The organism is Hominiventricola aquisgranensis (assembly GCF_040096225.1).
GTDB classification, from domain to species: Bacteria; Bacillota; Clostridia; order Lachnospirales; family Lachnospiraceae; genus Hominiventricola; species Hominiventricola aquisgranensis.
Genome location: NZ_JBBMFC010000012.1, coordinates 24,249 through 45,862, shown reverse-complemented (window position 1 = coordinate 45,862; position 21,614 = coordinate 24,249). Strand labels below are relative to the sequence as shown.

General features: G+C 36.3%; 18 protein-coding genes and 1 pseudogene. All 19 read left to right on the top strand.

The window, feature by feature from the left end; all coding sequences use genetic code 11:
- Positions 1–15 precede the first annotated feature (15 nt).
- The 19 genes and pseudogenes from WMO62_RS08165 (at position 16) to WMO62_RS08075 (ending at position 21,547) form a co-directional block, all read left to right on the top strand.
- Positions 16–1,434 carry an oligosaccharide flippase family protein gene (locus WMO62_RS08165; RefSeq protein ID WP_349144375.1) on the top strand — a complete coding sequence of 473 codons (1,419 nt, stop codon included), beginning with the start codon at positions 16–18 and terminating at the stop codon, positions 1,432–1,434.
- Between the two features lie 23 nt (positions 1,435–1,457).
- The gene (locus WMO62_RS08160) at positions 1,458–2,399 is read left to right on the top strand and encodes an alpha-1,2-fucosyltransferase (RefSeq protein ID WP_349144374.1); all 942 of its coding nucleotides are present in this window, start codon (positions 1,458–1,460) and stop codon (positions 2,397–2,399) included.
- The gene (locus WMO62_RS08155) at positions 2,400–3,431 is read left to right on the top strand and encodes a glycosyltransferase family 2 protein (RefSeq protein WP_349144373.1); all 1,032 of its coding nucleotides are present in this window, start codon (positions 2,400–2,402) and stop codon (positions 3,429–3,431) included.
- Between the two features lie 80 nt (positions 3,432–3,511).
- Positions 3,512–3,778 (top strand): hypothetical protein, encoded by a 267-nt coding sequence (locus WMO62_RS08150; RefSeq protein WP_349144372.1) that lies wholly within the window; start codon positions 3,512–3,514, stop codon positions 3,776–3,778.
- A gap of 128 nt (positions 3,779–3,906) precedes the next feature.
- Entirely contained in the window at positions 3,907–4,791 is an 885-nt protein-coding gene (locus WMO62_RS08145) for a GT-D fold domain-containing glycosyltransferase (protein WP_349144371.1), read from the top strand.
- 12 nt (positions 4,792–4,803) lie between these two features.
- A complete protein-coding gene (locus WMO62_RS08140) occupies positions 4,804–5,496 on the top strand; it encodes a LicD family protein (RefSeq protein WP_349144370.1) in 693 nt (230 codons plus the stop codon).
- 29 nt (positions 5,497–5,525) lie between these two features.
- Positions 5,526–6,830, top strand: coding sequence for a phosphoenolpyruvate mutase (gene aepX / locus WMO62_RS08135; RefSeq protein WP_349144369.1), 1,305 nt, complete (start codon positions 5,526–5,528; stop codon positions 6,828–6,830).
- 133 nt (positions 6,831–6,963) lie between these two features.
- A pseudogene (gene tnpA, locus WMO62_RS08130) lies at positions 6,964–7,382 on the top strand (IS200/IS605 family transposase).
- A gap of 137 nt (positions 7,383–7,519) precedes the next feature.
- Entirely contained in the window at positions 7,520–8,491 is a 972-nt protein-coding gene (locus tag WMO62_RS08125) for a glycosyltransferase family 2 protein (RefSeq protein ID WP_349144367.1), read from the top strand.
- Between the two features lie 121 nt (positions 8,492–8,612).
- On the top strand, positions 8,613–9,731 hold the full coding sequence (locus WMO62_RS08120) for a DegT/DnrJ/EryC1/StrS family aminotransferase (protein ID WP_349144366.1): 1,119 nt from the start codon (positions 8,613–8,615) through the stop codon (positions 9,729–9,731).
- 44 nt (positions 9,732–9,775) lie between these two features.
- The gene (locus WMO62_RS08115) at positions 9,776–10,309 is read left to right on the top strand and encodes an acyltransferase (protein ID WP_349144365.1); all 534 of its coding nucleotides are present in this window, start codon (positions 9,776–9,778) and stop codon (positions 10,307–10,309) included.
- Positions 10,310–10,411: 102 nt separating this feature from the next.
- The gene (locus WMO62_RS08110) at positions 10,412–11,536 is read left to right on the top strand and encodes a glycosyltransferase (RefSeq protein ID WP_349144364.1); all 1,125 of its coding nucleotides are present in this window, start codon (positions 10,412–10,414) and stop codon (positions 11,534–11,536) included.
- Positions 11,508–12,344: a LicD family protein gene (locus tag WMO62_RS08105; RefSeq protein WP_349144363.1), complete on the top strand. Its 837-nt coding sequence runs from the start codon at positions 11,508–11,510 to the stop codon at positions 12,342–12,344. The genes WMO62_RS08110 and WMO62_RS08105 overlap by 29 nt, the downstream gene beginning before the upstream one ends.
- Positions 12,345–12,501: 157 nt before the next feature.
- The gene (locus WMO62_RS08100) at positions 12,502–14,253 is read left to right on the top strand and encodes a phosphotransferase (protein ID WP_349144362.1); all 1,752 of its coding nucleotides are present in this window, start codon (positions 12,502–12,504) and stop codon (positions 14,251–14,253) included.
- Positions 14,254–14,973: an NTP transferase domain-containing protein gene (locus tag WMO62_RS08095; protein WP_349144361.1), complete on the top strand. Its 720-nt coding sequence runs from the start codon at positions 14,254–14,256 to the stop codon at positions 14,971–14,973.
- Position 14,974: 1 nt separating this feature from the next.
- Positions 14,975–16,510 (top strand): BCCT family transporter, encoded by a 1,536-nt coding sequence (locus WMO62_RS08090; RefSeq protein ID WP_349144360.1) that lies wholly within the window; start codon positions 14,975–14,977, stop codon positions 16,508–16,510.
- A gap of 234 nt (positions 16,511–16,744) precedes the next feature.
- Entirely contained in the window at positions 16,745–18,172 is a 1,428-nt protein-coding gene (locus WMO62_RS08085; RefSeq protein ID WP_349144399.1) for a hypothetical protein, read from the top strand.
- Positions 18,173–18,189: 17 nt separating this feature from the next.
- Positions 18,190–20,400 (top strand): GH25 family lysozyme, encoded by a 2,211-nt coding sequence (locus WMO62_RS08080; RefSeq protein ID WP_349144359.1) that lies wholly within the window; start codon positions 18,190–18,192, stop codon positions 20,398–20,400.
- Between the two features lie 25 nt (positions 20,401–20,425).
- Positions 20,426–21,547, top strand: coding sequence for a hypothetical protein (locus WMO62_RS08075; RefSeq protein ID WP_349144358.1), 1,122 nt, complete (start codon positions 20,426–20,428; stop codon positions 21,545–21,547).
- The last annotated feature ends 67 nt before the right edge of the window (positions 21,548–21,614 follow it).

The following is a 21,614-nucleotide window of genomic DNA, read 5'->3' as shown; positions in this document are numbered from 1 at the left end:
CATGCAAAGTATTGAATGCAGAACTCTAAAAATGTAAAATTGGCGAAAAATATTATTTTAATGTTCTTGGTATATTTTATGCCAAAGGTATTTAGCTTTTTTTTGGTTCCACTATATACCTCTTATTTAACAACGGAAGAATATGGTATTTCAGATGTTATTATTAGCACCGCAAGTTTGCTTGCACCTTTTATTGCACTATCTACTCCTAGTGCTGTTATTCGATTTACCATAGAAAATAAGGATGATAGACGACCTATTTGGATTGCTGTTCAAACATATCTTATAGGTATGCTTATATTTTTACTTGGATTGATTGGAACGCATTATTTGTTTCATGTAAATGCATCATATTTATTATATATATATATAATTGCTGGATCGTCTGTATTGTCAGACATAAATATGAGCTATACTCGCGGAATTGAGAAAATGAAATTAGTAACAATCTGCGGTGTTGGAAGTTCATTGGTCAGCATATTGAGTAATATTTTGTTTATTGTAGTATTGAAGAAGGGATTATATGGATTCCTAATTTCATCGGCAGCAGGGTATTTCTTCAATATTATTCTTTTAATTAGTTGCAATTTGAAAACTATATCAACGCCTAGAAGTAGAGATGTAACAGCATATAGGACTTTGAGAAAAGATATGCTACAGTTTAGCGTCCCTACAATATTTTCTGGATTATCATGGTGGATAGTTTCGTCTTCGGACCGATATTTTGTTACGTTATTATGTGGAGCATCCATGAATGGTATATATTCTGTAGCGTATAAAATTCCTACCATTTTACAGGCTATAGATAATGTGTTTCGTCAAGCCTGGATATATACGTTATATGATTCTTATAAAACGAATGAGGGTCGTGAATATATAGCAAAAGTGTATGATGTTTATAATTTTTTGTTTTGCTTTGGAGGGGCAATACTAATAGCCATAACTTGTCCTTTGGCAAGAATATTGTATTCAAATGATTTTTATGATGCATGGCGCTATGTACCGTTACTTATTATATCCGTTGTCTTGAGCAGTGCAAGTGGACTGATGGGGAATTTTTTGTCAATATATAAGAAGACTAAGAAAGCTATGGTTATTTCAATAATAGCTGCTTTATCAAACTCAATATTAAATTATATTTTGATAATTGTAACAAACGATGCAATGGGGGCTGCAATAGCAACAGTTTTTACATTTTTGATTTCATGGATATTAAATTGCTATGAAGGCATGAAAAGTAGCAATGTGAGGATAAAATGGAAAAAAGCATTATTTATGTATAGTGTACTTTGTATACAAGCAGTCACAATTATCAGTATTCAAAATATTTGTGTGGCAGGAATCGGTGTACTTACAATTATTGCTTTGAATTGGAATAATATTTTGTGGGCGAAAAGTAAATGGAAGAATTTGATAAGAAAGAATAAAACATAAAATTATTTGGAAGGCGACTAACTATGATATATGTAGAAATATTAGGACGGATGGGAAACCAAATGTTTTCATATGCTATGGCAAGAAAATTACAAAGCAAGGATCCAGGGCAAGGTATAGCATTTGATTTCTCCAATTTTGAATTCAATGATGAAACATGGATAAATTACATGGAATACTTTAAGTGTTCAAATAATGTTCATATAGAGAAAAGAAAGTTAAATTTAATACAAAGAAGTGTACTATACATATACTTTAAAAAAAGAACACGTATCCACACATGGAACGATGTTAGAGCATTGGAAGACAGATACTCTAATATATTAGAAATATTTGGGATTTATATGTACACCATAGGTTATCATCAATTTCGATATAAAAGTATGTTTAAGAATAAACTGGTTATGGGTTTTTATGAATCTCCGCGTTTCTTTGACAGTATTAATGATATTATTAGAGATGATTTTAGCGTTGAAATGAATAGTGATTGTGCAAAAAAAATTGCTGAGGACATTTTACAACATACAGCCATTGCAGTAGGGGTAAGGAGAGGTGATTTTGTTTCTGCTGAAAATAAAAATTATTGTGATGTTTGTACACCTAAATATTATGAGATCGGAGTAGAAATATTAAAAAAGAAATTGGAGAGTAAGGCAACTAACTTGAAGGTATTTTTTTTTACGGATGATATAGAATGGACTGAGACAAATATCTCGTGTGATTTAGATAAAACATATATTACTTCTTCGGTGTCTGGAAATCTAAAACCATGGGAAATGTTGCACTTATTGAGCTTATGTAAATATCAAGTTATATCAAATAGTAGTTTTTTCTGGTGGGGACAGTATTTAAATGATAGTCTGGATAAAATAGTTGTAGCTCCTGATAAATGGCGAAACAATGAGAGCGGATTGTATAACGATATATATCAAGAAAATTGGATATGCATAGGAGCGGAAGGCTAGATGATGGCTTCAGAAATCAGAAAGTTAGACAAGAATAAAGAAAAAAAGAACGGAAAAATATCAGTAATTATTCCAGCATACAATGCAGAGAAAACAGTAGAAAGATGCTTAAATTCTGTCATTGAACAAAGCTATACAAATGTTGAAGTTATTGTTGTTGATGATGGCTCTCAGGATAGAACATTGTCTATAGCAAATGAAATAGCAAAGAATGACAGTAGAGTTAAGGTTATATCAAAACAAAATGGTGGAGCAGCATCTGCCAGAAATGTAGGAATAAAATTAGCTTCAGGAGAATTTATTACATTTTTAGACGCGGACGATTATATTGAAAAAGATACCTATATGGAATTACACAAAGCGCAAAAACAAAATGATCTAGATATTGTGTCAGCGTCAATTAGAGAAATATATGATGGCGATATTTCTAAAGAAAGGATTAATCCAAATGGAGTGACAGTTTTTACAGGGGAAGATGCTTTATGCAATATGTTTTCATATTGTGACGGTGTAAGAACTGTTGTATGGGACAAATTATATAAAAAATCTATTATACAGAACATTACTTTTGCAGAACCATGTCCTTATGGAGAGGATACTCTTTTTAATTGTGAAGCCATTTTAAAATGCAAGCGTTATGGAACCATCCCCTATATAGGATATACATATGATCATAGAGAGAGCCAGATGACGGGAGGAAAATATAACAGTTCAATTTTGTGTAATATAGATGTGATAGAAAAGATGGCAACTATAATAGAACAGGATAATGGCAATAGCTACAATGTTAAAAACGTAAAGAATCATTTAGTAATTTATAAAATTGCTATATATAGGCAATTGTTTCAACGTATGTTGATGGCGGAAAATTATGAGGAAGTGAAAAATGATTATAATGTTTTGAAAGAATACGCAATGAAAATAAGCTACAGAGATATAAAAAGTAATTTGAAACTCAAACACAGAATACAGTGGAAAATCTATCTTTATTTTTTTGGAATATATAGAGCAATCGTTAACAATGAGAATTGACAGAGTACTTACATAGTAATTACAACAATATTAAAAGGAGACGTGTGATAATTAACTTTTAAATATCATGCAATGATAAAATGGTTTTTGCATCAGGCATATTTTTATTTATATTTTTACCGATTACCATTGCTGGTAATTGGTTTTTAAGAAACCAACCAACTTGGTTAAAAAATGCTTTTTTGCTCATTATGAGTGCAGTTTTTTATCTTGAAAGTGGAGTGGGACAGTTTTTACTGTTAGTTATGTCTATAATTGAAGAAACAGAGCCGGATTTAGTTATAAGCATGTATAGTGCGTATGATTTAAATGCAAGTGGGGCAGAGGCATTGTTTAAATTCAATTAGCTGTGCCATATGAGAAAATACTGGCCAAACGAGTTTGGTTTAATAGTTAAACTGTATATGATAAAGTATTTTATAATGTAATTCAAGTTACTTAAAATAGGTATTAAGAGAGAGGATAAACGGTTAGCATGGGAAAAATTAAAAATTTATTAAGAAATTTAAATTATTTATCCAAGAATAGTCTATGGGATCAACGAGAAAAAGATATTGTATATTTGACAAATAAAATTCTTGACGATGTTCAATATGAGTATGATCTTATAGATGGTGGAACGGTGAAACCTAAAATTCTCGATGGGGAGAAGTCACTGGATTTAATATTAGAAACAAGAAAATCATTTGTTAGAACGAGTGATGGTGAAGTGAAAATTATGATGGGAATGGATCAACCCTTTCAAAATTATGATAGAGATTTAGCGGATGGTCTTAGAAAAATTTTGTCTGAAAAGAAAGAAAATTTGCTTGTTGGAATTAATAGAAATTATTATATTCCCGGCTACGTGCGAAATTACTCGGATTTTTATAGGAGGTATGCATATGACTATAGGCAATATTATAAGAAAATATTGAATCCTGAAATTACTTATATTGATGCTACTTTAACAGGATATCAATTTGGAAAACATGAAGATCCCATGAATATTAGGCGATATGAAAAATGGAGAAATGCTTTTGTAAATAAAAATATAATTATTGTAAGTGGGATAGGGGTATTAGAAAAATTACAGTATGATATATTTGAATTAGCCCAAAATAAGATATATATATATGGACCGGCAAAAAATGCCTGGACAGAGCATGACAGAATCATGAAAGAAATTCAAGAACAAAAGGTCGATAATCCAATAATTGTTTTTATATTAGGAATGGCAGGAAAGGTTATGGCAGCTGAATTGGCTGAACAGGGATATACATGCTGGGATGTAGGACATTTGGCAAAATATTATGATGCTTTCATGAAGGGAATGGAAGGGACAGAAGATAATATTAGAAAATTTTATGCACCGGATTAAGAGGAGACGATAATGATGAACAAAGAAAAAGTAAAAAGCAGATTTCCACACTTGTATAATATATGGCATACTTATCGAGTGAATAGAAATGTAAAAGCAGAGAAAAGGAAGAAAAAAGCGTATGACAAACATGGATATGAAGTGCTTGATGACATATTTAAGATGGCATTTGCTAGAAATTATGCTGTTTCCTGTTACTATGGTACTTTATTGGGAATAGTTAGAGATAATAAGTTAATTCCATGGGATGATGATTTGGATTTTATTATATTAGAATCGCAGATGTTTTCTTGGGAAAATTTCGAAAAGGATATGAAAGCAGTTGGATTTCATAAGTATAGAACGGTAGAGAGAGAGGGAGAGATAATAGCCCAATCATATAAGAAGAAGGGAGTGCTTTGTGATTTTTCTCTAAAACAAAAAGGGACAGGTATAGAAGAATGTCTCTATGGAGGGTATGAGATACCTAATAAATATTACGGGAATGCAAAAGAAGAGTTATATCAGTATTGGATTTGTCAGGCACCTCAAGTAAATTCTTTGATTCTAAAAAAATGTAATGATATTGTGGTGCAGATACCTGAAAATTATGAGCCTATCATGGTTGCGTTTTATGGTGAAGAATGGAGAAAACCGAATCCATCGTTTGTACCGAATAGATCGAAAATTGAAACTGTAACTAAAATAACATATTATAGAATTTAGATATAGAGAATAATAGGAGATTTGGACTAATGACAGATGAAAAAATTGTTTATATGTGTTTTTCAACAGATATGATTCATTCAGGACATATTGAAATAATTCGAAAGGCTGAGAAATTAGGGAAACTGATTATTGGTGTGATGTCGGATGAAGCTGTGGCATCATACAAAAGATTTCCGCTTCTTCCATTTGAAGAAAGAAAAATTATGTTTGAAAACATTGTAGGAGTGTCCAGTGTAGTAGAACAAAAGACATTGTCCTATAAAGCCATTTTGGAAGAGCTGAAACCTGATATAGTAGTACATGGAGATGATTGGAAAGAGGGATTTCAAAAACATCTACGTGATGAGGTATGTCAAATACTTGCCACCTATGGGGGACAATTGGTAGAATATCCTTATTCAAAAAATGAAAAGTATGATGAGATAGAAAGAAGAGCACGATCAGAGGCATCACTGCCAGATGTAAGGCGTTCTAGACTGAAAAGAATGCTTTCGGTAAAGGGTTTGATTACGGCGATGGAAGCGCATGATGGAATTACAGGATTGATCTGTGAGAAAACGGTGGAATCTGATAATGGGGGAGCTCATCAGTTTGATGCAATCTGGTCATCTTCACTGTGCGATTCTACAGCTGAGGGAAAACCGGACATAGAACTGGTTGATATGACTTCAAGATTTCGACATGTGAATGAAGTAATGGAGGTTACAACGAAACCGATTATTTTTGATGCAGATACAGGAGGTATAACAGAGCATTTTGTATATACAGTAAGAACTCTTGAACGAATGGGAGTTTCCATGGTCATAATTGAGGATAAAACAGGGCTCAAAAAAAATTCTTTGTTTGGAACAGAAGTTGAGCAGACTCAAGACTTAATTGAAAACTTTTCGGAAAAAATAAGAGCTGGAAAAAAGGCTCAGAAAACAGCTGATTTTATGATTTGTGCCCGGATTGAATCATTAATTCTTGAAAAAGGAATGGAAGATGCTCTTATGAGAGCTTTTGCATTTACAGAAGCCGGTGCAGATGCTATTATGATTCACTCAAGAAAAAAAGATCCTTCCGAAATTTTTGAGTTTGTTGAGTCGTTTAGAAGCAAGGATTCTATAACCCCCATTGTTGTTGTGCCTACTTCATTTAATATGGTTACAGAGGAAGAGTTTAAGAGTCGTGGCGTGAATGTGGTAATTTATGCGAATCAACTTATGCGAAGTGGATTTCCTGCAATGCAGATGGCAGCAAAAGCAATTCTTAAAAATCATAGGGCAAAAGAAGCGGATGCTATGTGTATGTCAATAAAGGATATTATTACATTGATCCCGGAAGAATAAATGAAAAGTCTAATCTCCCAGCTAAGCTGGGGAGAATAGAATAAGTGGAAACGTAGAGGATGCTATAAAAAAGTCTCCTATGATAAAATGAGAATGGTGTCGCAAGCCAATCTCAAAATAGGAGGCGGTCCAAATGGACAATAGAAGTTTATCACATACAAAATGGAAATGCCAGTATCATATAGTTTTTATTCCAAAATACAGAAAGAGGATTTTATACGGACAATTGAGAAATGATGTCAGAGAAATACTTTCTACGCTATGCAAGTATAAGGATGCTGAAATAATAGCTGGAGCAGTTTGTATTGATCATGTACATCTAAGTGTGGCAACTTCACCCAAATTGAGTATATCAAAATTTATGGGGTATCTAAAAGGAAAGAGTACATTGATGATATATAACAGACATCCAGAGCAAATTGGATAAAGCATTTTGGGCAAGGATATTATGTGGAGACAATTGGCAATATTGCGGATGAAGCCGTACAAAAGTATATAAAAGAGCAAGCAGAAGAGTCTAGAAAAGAAGACTCACGAGGTACCGCATTGTAAGTGGGCCAGTATTAACGCTTGCGACACCACCCTTCGGGATGAGCAGTAACATAGCCATTAGGAGGGCTAATATCAAACCACCACTTGAAGTGGTGGTTGGTGACTAGAACTGAAAAATAAGTTCGGGGATGGAGAAAATGCCTAAATTATCAATTTACATTCCGGTTTACAATGGCGAAAAATATATAGAAAAGTGTTTAGACAGTGTAATAAATCAATCATATAGAGATGTTGAAATTTATATTTATAATGATGGGTCTCAAGACAATTCTTTTAGTATATGTCAATGGTATAGCGAGAAAGACACAAGAATTATTTTGGAAACAGGAGAAAATGGTCATTCTATTGAAAAAATGAACGAATTTATTCAAAAAGCAAGTGGAAAATATATAGGATTTGTAGATCATGATGATGAATTGGCATTGGATTTTTTTGAACAAATGATAAGCTATTTAGAAAAAACAGAAGCAGACTGTGCTATAAGTTCATATACGTATATTGATGAAAAAGGAAATATATTACCTTGGTATTCTCCAGAATTGAAAACGGGCGAAATATTATATGGAAGGGACACTTTTAAAAGATTTCTTACATCTTTGGATATTGAGGGATTTAGGTGGAATAAGGTATATAAAAAAGAATTCTTTATAGATAGCAAAATATGTTTTGTTAACAAATTTCCTGCGGATATATATCCAGAAGCAGCTTTGCTATCAAAAATCAATAAAGCAGTTTTTGTCGGAACCAAAGGATATTATTATAGACAATCTACGACTTCAGAAGTGGCTAAGTGTAGAGTAGACAATATTAAAGGATTTATTGATGCATTTTCTCGTGTGATGCTTTTAGGACAACAAGTGGGGTGTAAGACAGAAGCAGAGTATTATTTAACGTGGAGATGCATTAACAGTCTATTTAATGCTGTCAAAGACTATAAAATGTATCCTTTGGAGGAATTTAAAAAATTTTGTAAAAGTACTAGCGTACGTGAAATAACAGGTAATACATTGCCGCAAAGCTTAAAACTATTATCACATAAGTATGATAAAAAATCCTTTGAATATCGAATCTATATTAAAGCGATGATTGTGTATGCTATCTTTAGATAGCAAATTTTGTGATTGAAAAAGAAGAAATTTTGTAAATTAATTACAAAATGAAAACAATTGAGTCTAATAAGTACGAGTGTATTTGAGATAAAATAAATAAGAAAGTGTAGAGAGAAAAAACATGGAAAAGAAAATTCTAGTGACCCGTTCGTCTATGCCTGCTTTGGATGAATATGTAGATGAAATTAGGGATATTTGGGACAGCCATTGGCTTACAAATATGGGAGAGAAGCATCAGCGGCTACAGAAGGAATTGATGAATTATTTAGGAGTTAATAATATCGAACTACTTACTAATGGACATATGGCATTGGAATTGTCCCTTCAAGCACTTGGATTAACTAGTGGGGAAGTTATTACGACTCCTTTTACTTTTGCGTCTACTACACATGCAATTGTGCGAAATGGATTAACACCTGTATTTTGTGACATCAATCCGGATGATTTTACGATTGATACAGACAAAATAGAAAAACTGATAACAGATAAAACGGTAGCCATTATGCCGGTACATGTGTATGGCAATATATGTAATATTGAAGAAATAGAAAAAATTGCTAAAAAATATGAGCTTAAAGTAATTTATGATGCAGCGCATGCTTTTGGTGAAAAGTATCATGGAAAAGGAGTTGGAAAATTTGGAGATATATCTTGTTTTAGCTTTCATGCAACTAAGGTTTTCAATACGATAGAAGGTGGTGGGGTATGCTATACGGATGAAAAGTTTGGCGAAAAATTATATAGATTAAAAAACTTTGGCATTAGAAATGAAGAGGTTGTTGATGGAATTGGCGCTAATGCCAAAATGAATGAATTTTGCGCGGCTATGGGATTGTGCAATCTAAGACATATAGACGAGGAGATAGCAAAAAGGAAGATAATTGCCGAAAGATATAGAAATCATCTAAGTGATGTGGTTGGTATTCAATTGAATCAGATACAAGAAGGAGTTGAAAGCAATTATGCATATTTTCCGGTAATATTTGATGAAAAGAAATTTGGGGCAAGTCGTAACGAAGTAAAAGAGATATTATCACAATATGGGATAGGGGCAAGAAAATATTTTTATCCTTTAACGAATACCTTTGAATGTTTTCATGGACAATTTGATGTAAATGCAACCCCTGTCGCCAGACATATTAGCCATAGAGTCCTCACGCTACCGCTATATGCAGATCTAACGTTGGAGGAAGTAGATAAGATTTGCCAAATTATCCTTAATAGTAGTAATGCATTATAAGGAAAAATACAATATACTTTACACGCAGAAAAGGAAATAAAGCATTGACTAGTTTTTATTCAATTGATGAGTTGATGAAACTCGGACTAAAAAAAGTAGGTAAAGAAGTTTATATAAGTCGTAAAGCCAGCATCTATAGTCCCAATACGATAACAATAGGAAATCATGTAAGGATAGATGATTTTTGCATATTAAGTGGGAAAATCGAAATTGAAAATTATGTACATATTGCTGCATACAGTGCACTTTATGGTGGGAAGGATGGAATATATATTAGCAGTTTTGCAAATTTATCTTCTAGAATAAGTGTATATAGTATAAGTGACGACTACTCCGGTGAAAGTATGACTAATCCGATGGTGTCGGAGAAATATAAAAATGTGGCGAGTGCACCTGTGTACATAGGAAAACATGCTATTGTTGGCTCTACTAGTGTAATTATGCCGGGAACAAAATTAGAAGAGGGAAGTGCCTTCGGAGCATTTTCGTTTATAGATCATAATCCAGAACCTTGGAGTATTAATGTGGGAATCCCTTTTCACAAAATGAAAGATAGAGAGAAAAAATTTTGGAATTAGAGAAGAACATGATAGAGCAATTCAAGGATGATAATTAGGTGGCGGAGAAAATTAAAGCAATCTTTATGAATTTTAGGAAATTATTATAGGGAAAAGCTGTAAATGAAAATATTACATTTATTGACAAGTGGCGAAACCGGTGGAATTGAAAGGTTATGCTATGATATAAGTCGTTACGGAAAAGAATCACATACGTTTTGCTTTTTAAAAAAAGGTGGTTGTATATATGAAGAGATGCTCAAAGAGGGAAGAAGTGTTATTAACCTCGCTGAGTATGGAAAAGGATTTAATATTGGAAAACTCAGCGCACTGATAAAATATGCACGGGAATATGATGCTATTATAGTGCATCATGGGGATCCGATATTAAAGTTATATTATATCTTAACTAAAACAGTAACACATAAATGTGGAATTACTATGGTTCATTCATGCTATGACGATGAGTCACAGATAAAGTACAAGGGGATGAAGTTAAGAATATCGGATGCAATATTTCAGAAATGCTTTGATGTATCTGATGGAGTATGGTTTGTATCTGAAGCCGGAAGAAAAAGTTGCAGAAACAGATATAGACTGAACGAATCTGCATGTAGGGTAATATATAATGGAATATCTCCGGAACTATTAGAAAAAGCGAAAGAAAATAAAATTAGATCCAATGGTATTTACAGTATCACATATATAGGAAGACTGGTACCGGAAAAAGGAGTAGAGCTATTAATTGATGCATTTGAAAGTATTGCGAATAAATATCACACAAAACTTTCGATTGTTGGAGACGGAGATAGTAGGGACCCACTTGAAGCGCAAGTTGAAAAAAAGAATCTCAGTGATAAGGTGACATTTTATGGACAACAAAGTGATGTATCACATTATTTGGAACAAACCGATATATTTGTATATCCGTCTGTGTGTCAGGAAGTGTTTGGCATATCGCTGGTAGAAGCCATGGCATACGGGATTCCATGTATAGCAAATGCTGTGGGTGGGATTCCGGAAATAATAGATAATGGGATAGATGGATTCTTGACCCAAGAAAGTACTTCGGGAGAAATCAGTGATTTGATAGAGAAAGTGATTCGACTTTACGAAAATGGAAAGATAGATGAAATATCTGAGAACGCAAAGAAAAAAGCAAGCCGTTTTTCAATATGTCATAGTTGCAAAATGATAGAGGAGGAAGCAACCAGATTATATGAACGAAAATCAAGGGAAAATAACTGATGAACATGAGCAGTTAAAAAAAGTGCAATTAATGATTGCGGAAGATATCAAAAGAATATGTGAGAAATATCAGATTAAGTATTTTCTGGATGCAGGATCAATGCTTGGTGCAGTACGGCATAAAGGATTTATTCCTTGGGACGATGATATAGATATTGGAATGCCCAAAGAAGAATATAACAAATTTTTGGAGGTAGCTCCTGCAGAACTAGGTGAAAAGTATTTTGTAGATAACTATAATACGAATCGTGATAATCCATTGGTTTTTACAAAGATCAGACTTTTGGGAACAGAATATATAGAGAACAAAGCAAATGCCGCTGCGAAACATAATGAAATCTTTGTAGATATTTTTCCGTACTATTATATTTCTGATAATGAGCTGGTTAGAAAAGGCGAAGCGTTTAGAATGCAGCTCCTGACGCAAATGCTTTTGATTAAAGGTGGATACAAGGTTTGGAGAGGGGAGACAAGGCTAAAATATTTAAAATTCTTACCCATTCAAATATTGGCGAAATGCTATTCCGTGAAAACTTTGAGAAATAGGATAGATAAATTATATAATAAACATGAGGGGACGAAAAATATTTGCGTTCATGCCGGATCTTGCTACAACTACTGGTATTTCCCGGCAATATGGTTTGATGAGATGATTATGGTAGATTTTGAAGGGGTTAGTTTTAGCATTCCCAAGGAATATGATGCTTTTCTGACAAAAGCATATGGTGATTATAGAAAATTGCCACCAGAAAAGGATCGACAAACACATCAGATTATGAAATTGGAATTGGGAAAATACACCATGTAGGTAGAGAAGATGTATTATTGGAAATACTTGACAAGAATGAGCTCTCTTTTTATACTTCTTATATAATGAATTTTCAAAAACTCAGTTAAGTACTGAGTTTTTTGAAAACTACGTGTTCACGAAAATGGAAAATGCGATTTTCACGAAAAGGAGAGATATGAACAAACAAGAAGCAGATATTTTAAATGCAATAATGCAGGACTCTATCGTAAATCAGAGAATACTTGCGGAGACAACAGGCTATTCACTGGGGGTAGTGAATAAGTCTTTGCATAAGCTAATAGACCAGGGATATATTCAGGAAGACTGTAAATTAACGGAGAAAGCAAGGGAAAAAATAAAAAAAGCGGCCCCTCAAAGTGCTATTATTTTGGCAGCCGGAATTGGAATGCGCATGGTTCCGCTTAATACCCAAACACCGAAAGCTTTGATAGAAGTGAATGGAGAGATACTCATTGAACGGTTGCTCAAGCAATTGCATGAAGTGGGAATTACGGAGATTTATATAGTTGTCGGTTTTTTGAAAGAGGAATTTGAGTATTTAATAGATGAATATGGGGTAAAGCTCATCGTGAATGAGGAGTATGCAACGAAAAACAATTTACATTCACTTTTTCTGGCGACAGCATACTTAGGAAATACATATATTATGCCCTGTGATATCTGGTGCAATAGGAACCCATTTAACAAATACGAACTCTATTCGTGGTATATGGTAACCGACACACCGGATAGACATAGTGATGTGAGAGTAAATAGAAAACAACAACTAGTATATACCGAGAAGGAAGAAATGGGAAATAGGATGATAGGTATTGCCTATCTTAGCTGCGAGCAAGCACAAAGGGTAAAGGAGCAGGTAGAAAGACTTGATAAGTTAGCAGGATATCAGGAAACTTTTTGGGAAGAGGCGTTGTATGATAAAGACAGGATGATCGTTTCGGCCAGGGTTGTAGGAGATTCGGATTATGTGGAAATCAATACCTATGAGCAATTGAGAGAATTGGATGAAAATTCGAATACTTTGAAAACAGATGCGATGAATGCGATTACAACTGCTTTACAGGTTTCGCCGTCGGAAGTCACAGATATTACCGTGCTGAAAAAAGGAATGACAAATAGATCCTTTTTATTTCGATGCAGGGATAGAAAATATATTATGCGAATTCCCGGGGAGGGGACGGCGCAATTGATTAACAGGAACGAGGAAGCAGAGGTATACACCGTATTACAGGGCAAAGGTATTTGCGATGATATTGTTTACATGAATCCTCAAAATGGCTATAAAATCACCAGATTTTTAGAAGGAGCCCGAGTGTGTGACTCTACACAGGAAGCGGATGTCCGGGCATGTATGGGAAAATTAAGAGAATTCCATAGTCAGAACTTGAAGGTGACGCATGTATTTGATATTTTTAAACAACTGGAGTTTTATGAGAGCCTTTGGGATGGGAAACCTTCTATTTTCAGAGATTATGACACGACAAGAGAAAAAGTATTCATTTTGAAACGCTATATTGATACACAAAAGAAAGAATGTTGTCTCACACATATAGATGCGGTTCCGGATAATTTTTTATTTACGGCAGATGGAACAATCAGATTAATTGATTGGGAGTATGCTGGCATGCAGGATCCGCATGTGGATATTGCAATGTTCTGCATTTATTCATTATACGATAGAGAACAGGTAGACAGGTTGATTGATATTTATTTTGAAGGTAAATGTCCTCAGGAGACAAGAATTAAGATTTATTGTTATATAGCGTCATGTGGGTTACTCTGGAGTAATTGGTGTGAATATAAGAGAAATCTAGGGGTGGAGTTTGGAGAATATTCACTGAGACAGTATCGGTATGCCAAGGAATATTATAAAATTGTGATAGATGAGTTAGGAGGAAACATTTAAATGCATAAGGTTACAAAAGCTATCATAATGGCTGCTGGATTGGGAAAAAGGATGCAACCGGTTACGCTGGAGACGCCCAAGCCATTGATCAAAGTCAATGGAGTGCGGATGATAGATACGGTTATTCGGGGGCTTCATGCGAATGGAATCACAGATATATATATTGTCATAGGTTATCTCAAAGAACAATTTAAAATACTGACAGAAGAGTATAGTGGGGTAACACTGATTGAAAATCCATTTTATGGTACTTGCAACAATATATCCTCTCTCTATGTAGCTCGTGCCTACCTGGAAGATACAATAATATTGGATGGGGATCAGATTATTTATAATTCGGATATTCTGTCGCCAGAATTTGAACGCTCAGGATATAACAGCGTTTGGACAGATGGCGAAACGGATGAATGGCTTCAGACTGTAGAAGATGGAATCGTAACCGCTTGTAGTAGGACTGGAGGAAAAGGCGGCTGGCAATTGTATAGTATTTCCAGGTGGACTGCAGAAGATGGCCGGAAGCTGAAACACTTTTTAGAAGTAGAATTTGAAGAAAAACAAAACCGGCAGATATACTGGGATGATGTTGCAATGTTTTGCTATCCTAATGATTTTAAGTTGGGAATTCGTCCAATGAATGCATCGGATATTATTGAAGTGGATAATTTATCAGAACTGATTGCTTTGGATGCAAGCTATGAAAAATATGCGGAGGAAAATTAAAATGAATGCGAAAAAAGAACATGGTAAAATAGACTGGATGATAACGCTGGTTCCATTGGCGATTGTAATAGCACTCTGCGTACTTTTTTTCTTTGTGCCGGAACAGTCAAATGCAGTATTGAGCCAGATTCGTTTTTTCTTTGGTGACACTTTCGGAACATACTATCTGATTATTGGTCTTGGAATCTTTATTGTTTCACTTTATATTGCTGGATCGAAGTATGGAAACATTGTTCTCGGTGAATCGAATGAGAAACCTAAGTATTCTTTTTTTGTATGGGGTTCTATGATGTTCACCTGTGGTCTTGCAGCAGATATTTTGTTTTACTCTTTTGCTGAATGGGTACTGTATGCAACGGATCCACACACTGCAGAAATGGGTAATATTCAAGACTGGGCAGGTGTATATCCTCTATTCCATTGGAGCTTTATTCCATGGGGGTTCTATCTTGTGTTGGCTGTTGCATTTGGTTTTATGCTTCATGTGAGAAAAAGAAATCGACAGAAGTATTCTGAAGCTTGTCGCCCGATTTTAGGAAAGCATACAGATGGATTGGCTGGCCGAGTTATTGATCTTTTGGCTGTATTTGCACTTCTTGCTGGTACTGCAACTACATTTAGTGTTGCAACACCGCTGATGGCGACGATTATTGGTGAATTGCTCCATGTTGCAATTAGCCGTACTATAATCAACATTATTATTCTTCTGATTACTTGTGTTGTTTATACATATTCATTACTACATGGATTTAAAGGAATTAGCAAGTTAGCCAACATTTGTATTTATATGTTCTTTGGTCTGATTGCTTTTGTTCTTTTGTTTGGTGGAGAAACACGTTATATTGTTGAGACGGGATTTGCTTCTTTGGGTAAGATGATTCAAAACTTTATTGACTTGTCAACTTTCACTGATCCGCTTCGCAAATCAAATTTTCCGCAGAATTGGACGATTTATTACTGGGCATATTGGATGGTGTGGTGTGTAGCAGCTCCGTTTTTTATCGGAAATATATCCCGTGGTAGAACAGTACGTCAGACGATTCTTGGCGGTTATGTCTTTGGCGTTGGCTCAACACTGACAAGCTTTATTGTGCTTGGTAACTATTCTATGGGAATGCAGGTTACAGGAAAAGCAGATTTTATTGCACAGTATCTGTCTGATGGGGACCTTTATGGAATGATAGTAAGTATTATAAAAACTATGCCGTGCGCACCGGTCATTATGGTGGTTGTGTTGCTGACGATGATTGCTTTCTATGCAACATCGTTTGATTCTATTGCACTGACTGCTTCCTGCTATAGTTATCATAATCTGGAAGATGGTGAACAGCCGAATAAAACAATTCAGCTTATGTGGTGTATTTTGCTTATTTTACTTCCGATGGCATTGTTGTTTGCAGAAAGTTCTATGAATAATCTTCAGTCTGTAAGTATTGTTGCTGCATTTCCTATCGGTGTTGTTATTGTGATGATTGTTGCTAGTTTTATGAAGGATGCTAAAAAGTATATAGAGATAGAACACTTGAAAATAAAGTGAAAGAGTGTAGGAGTTTTTTTATGTTCAATCGGTTATAAGCTAAATCAAGAGAAAAGAAATCTCTGATGGCTCTTGACATGCTATTTTGCGACTGTTATATATAAAGCAAGAGAAAAATAACATTAAAGAATTTTATTTCCATTTCTATTTTTGCTGGTACAGAGATGTAATGTTTACATACATGTTACTGACCTCACGAGCTGTCCCTGACCTGCTCGCATGAACTGTCATCAGATTGCCAAGTATCGTGAGATCATCCGGCTTGCCGGATTGAATCTCAGCCAAACCAACATTGCCCTTAGCTGCAATGCATCCAAGACAACTGTCAACAAGGTGCTGAAGGCAGCCAGAGAGCAGAATCTTGTCTGGCCTCTGGATCCTAAACTTAGTGATCCAGTCTTAGGCAAGTTGCTTTTTCCTGAAGTAAAAGCAAAACCAGCCACTTCAAAGTGGATGCCCGATTACGAGCATATCCGCAAAGAGCTTCTTCGAAACGGAGTGAATAAGAAGCTCCTGTGGACGGAGTATCTTGAGGAATGCCGTCTCTCCAAAGAAGAACCACTTATGTACTCTCAGTTCTGCTACTACATCCAGCAGGATGAGCAGAAGCGCCGCGCTACTATGCATATCAACTGTAAGCCTGCGGAGCAGGTCGAGGTCGACTGGGCAGGCGATCCGGCGCACATCATCGACCCAGATACCGGCGAAATTCTGGTTGCCCAGATTTTCGTGGGTGTTATGACCTACAGTCAGTATCCATACGTAGAAGCCTTTATGGATCAGAAACAGGCATCCTGGATCGCAGCGCACGTCCACATGTACGAGTACTTTGGCGGTGTTGCAAAGATTCTCGTGCCGGACAACTGTCGCACTGCTGTGGATCATAATAATGAATGTATAAAGATCATACATGCACAGAAGGATGCGAGACTCTATAAGACAGAGAATTTTGGGGAATGTATGATAACAACGTCTGAGAAACTTTGTGCTTTAAATCTGTTGAACGCTTCGGATGAATTAGTAAGATTTAAAATACAGTTGGATAGAGAAATCTACGATGCACCTAAGTGGGATGAGAAGCCGGCGCATGATCTGTCACTTGATTTTGTCTGGGAAGGAGAAAATGTGACGGCCACTGCGTTGGCAGAAGCAGCGACAAGAGAGGATTCCTTGATTTCCTTCAGGTCAGATGCATTCATAGACCGGGAACTTAAGATTTTCTGTGGCGATCATAGGTACGATGTGAATTCTGTACATACACCGCAGTATTTACTGGAGAAACATGCTGCTGAGATACATCTGGAGAGGCAGAGCCTTTTAAATATTCGATATAGAAATACTCGGATTGATTGTGAGAGCCTTGAAGAAGAATATGGAGCAGACAGACTGAATGAGTGGGAATTTAATAGTCTGATTTCTACACTGGACAAGTTTGTAAAGCATGAATCTTGGGAAAGTATAGGGAGGGATGATGGTCTGGAATATAAAAAATATACACCTTCTTCACCGAAAGATGATCGGTTTCGCGCAAGAAAATATGATGGAAAGACAATTATGAAATTCAGATTTGACAGCAAACGTAGAGTATTTGGGTACCGAAAAGGAGACCGATTCAGAATTCTCAGAATTGAAATAGATCACTCAATGAGCGATAAAGGATAATGTAAGGAGCAGCAGAGATGAACAGACAGACATTAATCAGAATAACTTCATTATTTCTTGCAGGAATTTTGTTGTGGGAGACACCGGCATCGGCATATGCAGAAGAACTTGTGAACGAACCGGTAAAGCAGATAATAGTTCAGGAAGAGCCATTGGAAAAAGATACTGAGTCGGTGGAAGAGACAGAGGTACCATCGAATGATGAAGATGTGATTAGCGAAGAACCGGCTCCGAAAGATCCGGAAGAAACGGAAAAGCGGGAGCCGTTGGAAAAGGTTACGTTGTATACGGCAGCTTCTGGATATAACCGGATCATTCTGACATGGGAAAAGAATGAGCGGGCAACTGGATATAAGATTTACAGAAAGCAGGGAGATCAGGAATACTCGCTGCTTAAAAACATTGAGTCAGGAGATACTTTACGATATGTGGACACTGGTCTGATGTTTGATACATTATATGAATATAAGATTTGTGCAGTGGAAGAACTGGATGGAGAAGAGCTGGTTGGAGAAGAGTCAGATTCGGTAGCGCAGAGAACAACTTTGGAAAGTGTGAAAATGAGTTCTGTGGACAGTATGGATTATCAGACCCTGCAGGTGAGCTGGAATCAGGTGACTGGCGCAGATGGGTATGAAATCTATCGTTCTGAGAGTGATGATCAGTGGAATCAACTGGGGCAGGTTAGTGCAGATGCAGACTGTATCTATGTAGATGAGGGGTTGCGTTTAGGAAGAGAGTATACGTATATGGTACGTGCCTACCGTTTGAACAATGGTAATCGAGTATATAGTGATGATTCGGATACCATGAGTGGGCATACGGAATTGCAGAAAGTGTTAAATCTGAAAGCAACAGTAACCAGGTACGATATGGTAAAGCTGACCTGGGATAAAGCCGGAGCGCAGAAATATCAGGTCTGGTATCAGACTGAAGGCAGTGAAGAATGGAAATATGTGGCAACGACCATAGCAACGACTTATCAGGTTACCAATGTGATCTGCGGGGAAAAGTATACATTTAAAGTTCGCGGAATAGTGGAGCAGGATGGCAACCTGAATTATGGAGAAGATTCAGATCCGGTGACACAGATGACGACTATAGTTACACCATCTCCGAAGGTTCAGGAACAGCGGTATAATAGGATTAAGATCGGATGGCCTGCGGTACCTGGAGCTGAGAAGTATGAGGTGTATTATTCGCCTCATAGTGAAAATGGGGAATTTACATATGTTGGTACTACATCAGATCTGACATTTACTCATCAGAATAGAAAGTTGGGACATACCTATTATTATAAAGTGAAAGCAATCCGACAGAAGTATACAACGGATTTTTCAAAGGTCGTATATGGGAAGACGAGACTGGATGCTCTGACTGGATTGTCCGCATCAAGAAGTAATAGTGGCAGGACAGTTACCCTTAGCTGGAATCAGGTAGAAGGTGTGGAAAAGTATGAGATTTATCGTTCCCAGGGAGGCAGTTATTCCAAGATTGCAACCGTTGCATCGACTACATACAAGGATGAAAAGCTGAACCGGACAACAACTTATACATACAAAGTGGTAGGTGTGTTGGGGGCATTTACGACGGAAGCAACAGTTCGGTCAAATGGAGAAAATATAACTACTTATGGTATTGATGTGTCAGCATATCAAGGAGAGATTGATTGGGGAGATGTAGCTGATTCTGGTATCAACTTTGCAATGTTGAGAATTATAACTGGATCTAGCAGCAATTCTACAACCTTGGATACGCAGTTCGAGAATAACTATCGCAGGGCGCGACGAAATGGTGTAAAAGTTGGTGTGTATCGTTATAGTTATGCAACAACGGCATCTGGTGCCAGGCGTGAAGCGAGAAAGATCATAGAAGCACTGGATGGAAGGACATTAGATTATCCCATTGCCATGGATATGGAAGCTACTTCTGTTCTGAATGCTACCAGTAAAAGTGACAGAACAAGAATTGTCCGGGCGTTTAAAGATGAGATTGAGAGTGCAGGGTATCGTTTTGTCCTATATGCAAATCTGAACTGGCTGAATAATTACCTGGATATGAATGCTTTGTCAGACTGCGAAGTCTGGATCGCCAGATATCGCGATTTTAACAGAGGACATGGATATACTGGCGGAGGTAAGGTGACTATGTGGCAGTATACCAGTACCGGCCGGGTAAGTGGCATCTCGGGTAATGTGGACAGAGATGTAAGTTATAAATCATATTAATGACAGAGTGGGAGAAACTAAACAAATGCAGATAGAAAAACAGAATGTGATATCGAAAAGCAATGAATACTTATGGTATGCCATCCTTGTGGAGTTCCAACTGTTTGGAACTGTATGGGCAATGATGGATGTATCTGGCAAGCCTTATCTGCTCCTGTACTGGGGATTTGTTGCATTGGCATTGGTGAAGCTCTGTATCCAGAAAAACAACTGGAAGGAATGGATTTTGATCATTGCTTTTGGCTGTGTAGCGATATGTAGTTTCCAAAATTCTCAGGATAAAACACCATTGTTATTGATGCTGGGAGTATGTTGCAGCAGAGAAATCAACCTTGACAAATTTTTAAGAATTGACCTGATTGGGCGAGTGGTCAGTGCGGTTCTATTGATCACACTGCCACTTGCAAACTTCTATGAAAATACAATTATTTTTGAAAGAGGTATCTATCGTACATATTTTGGATGGCAGGCAGCCAATGGGATGGGATTTTCTTTTACGGTTATGGCATTGGAGTGGATGTATCTCAGACACAGACGATTTCGTTGGTATGACTATGTGGGTGTTCTGACTATGGTGTTATTTCTTGACAGGACAGCCAATAGCCGAACTGCGGAGCTTTTGATGCTGGGAATCCTGTCCGTGGAATTGTTTTGTACCTGGTTTGAGAAGAAGAGACCAGAGAAGAATTTGTATAAGCTGTGTACATTTGGATGTGTCGGGGCACTAGGATTAGATTTAATAGCTTTTGGAACAGCTATGTGGTTGTATTTTTTTAATCAACCGGTATGGAATAATTTGCAGAGCACTTTGACAAGCCGTTTTCGTTTACCAGGAGCATTTTTTGAGGCGCATGGGATATCTTTATTTGGTAGTCCCTATAATCCGGATATCTATGATTATCTCGATATTCTGTTCGGTTATCTGACACTGCATCTGGGTGTAGTGATTGCTGTAATCGTATTAATTCTTTTTGTGATTTCTATCATTTACGGATATCGCAGAAAAGATGAGAAGTATTTGATTTTGTTGTTGTTTGTATTACTTCGCAGTACGATGGAGAGTGAACATCTGAACCTGATCTACTCCTGGTTCCCGGTATTGTTGGGAATGGCAGTGTGGAGAGTGGGAGAAGATAATAGAAAATAGACTGGATAGCCTTTTGGTTGTATGATAAGATACAAGGGAAGGCTATCTTTATTTGTAAAGGTCAAAC